Origin of the sequence: Lentzea sp. NPDC060358, assembly GCF_042725365.1 — a bacterium.
GTDB lineage: Bacteria > Actinomycetota > Actinomycetes > Mycobacteriales > Pseudonocardiaceae > Lentzea.
Map to the genome: position 1 here is coordinate 1 of NZ_JBHXCW010000455.1, position 1,739 is coordinate 1,739.

The 1,739-nt window shown below is 70.2% G+C and carries 1 protein-coding gene; it reads right to left on the reverse strand.

What is annotated here, in order from left to right; genetic code table 11:
- The coding region (locus ACFWGZ_RS40810) for a HAMP domain-containing protein (RefSeq protein ID WP_382456944.1) at positions 1–1,667 on the reverse strand (1,667 nt) is incomplete at its 3' end.
- Between the last annotated feature and the right edge of the window lie 72 nt (positions 1,668–1,739).

Here is a 1,739-nt window from a genome sequence, read left to right on the forward strand (position 1 = left end):
GCCGTGGTGACCTGGGCGATGTTGCGGACCTGGTTGGTCAGGTTGTCCGCCATCAGGTTGACGTTGTCGGTCAGGTCCTTCCACGTGCCGGCGACGCCCTGCACGCGGGCCTGGCCGCCCAGCCGGCCGTCGGTGCCGACCTCGCGGGCGACGCGGGTGACCTCCTCCGCGAACGACGACAGCTGGTCGACCATCGTGTTCAGCGTGGACTTGAGCTCGAGGATCTCGCCGCGGGCGTCGACGGTGATCTTCTGCGACAGGTCGCCGTTGGCCACCGCCGTCGCGACGTGGGCGATGTTGCGGACCTGGTTGGTCAGGTTGTTCGCCATGAAGTTCACGTTGTCGGTCAGGTCGCGCCAGGTGCCCGCCACCCCCGGCACCGTCGCCTGACCGCCGAGGCGGCCCTCGGTGCCGACCTCGCGGGCCACGCGCGTGGCCTCGTCGGCGAACGAGCTGAGCTGGTCCACCATCGTGTTGATGGTGGTCTTGAGCTCCAGGATCTCGCCGCGGGCGTCGATCGTGATCTTCTGGGTCAGGTCGCCGCGCGCGATGGCCGTGGTGACCTGGGCGATGTTGCGGACCTGGGTCGTCAGGTTGTTCGCCATGACGTTCACCGACTCGGTGAGGTCGCGCCACGTGCCCGCGACGCCCGGCACCTGCGCCTGGCCGCCCAGCCGGCCGTCCGAGCCGACCTCGCGGGCCACGCGGGTGACCTCGTCGGCGAACGCGGACAGCTGGTCGACCATCGTGTTGATCGTGGACTTGAGCTCGAGGATCTCGCCGCGGGCGTCGACGGTGATCTTCTGGGTCAGGTCGCCCTGCGCGACCGCCGTGGTGACCTGCGCGATGTTGCGGACCTGGGTCGTCAGGTTCTCCGCCATGAAGTTCACGTTGTCGGTGAGGTCGCGCCACGTCCCGGCGACGCCCGGCACCTTCGCCTGGCCGCCGAGCTTGCCGTCCGTGCCGACCTCGCGGGCCACGCGGGTGACCTCGTCGGCGAACGAGCTGAGCTGGTCGACCATCGTGTTCAGCGTGTTCTTGAGCTCCAGCATCTCGCCGGAGACGTCGACCGTGATCTTCTGCGTCAGGTCGCCGTTGGCCACCGCGGTCGCCACGTGGGCGATGTTGCGGACCTGGTTGGTCAGGTTGTTCGCCATCGAGTTGACGTTGTCGGTGAGGTCGCGCCAGGTGCCGGCGACGCCGGGGACCTTCGCCTGGCCGCCCAGCCGGCCCTCGGTGCCGACCTCGCGGGCCACGCGGGTGACCTCGTCCGCGAACGACGACAGCTGGTCCACCAGGCCGTTCACCGTCGCCCCGAGCGTGGCGAACTCGCCGCGCAGCGTCTGGTCCGACATCCGCTTGGTCAGGTCGCCCTCGGCGACGGCGGCGAGCACGCGGCTCAGCTCGGTCGTCGGCCGCATCAGGTCCTCGACCAGGCCGTTCACCGAGTCGGCGATCAGCGACCAGCCGCCGGCGGTGCCCGCGGGCGCCACCCGTTCGGTGAGCCTGCCCTCCTGGCCGACTGCCTGCCGGACGCGGCCCAGCTCACCGGCGAGCCACTGGTTGCGCTCCGCGATCTCGTTGAACACGTCCGCGAGGGCGGAGACGGGCCCGTTGCCCGGCACGACCAGCCGGCGGCGGAAGTTGCCGTCACGCAGGTCTTTCATCGCCGAGAGAACCCTGTCGAGGGTCGCGTCCGTCTCTTCGTTGGCCGTGGTCACTCCAAGCCTCCGTGCCTC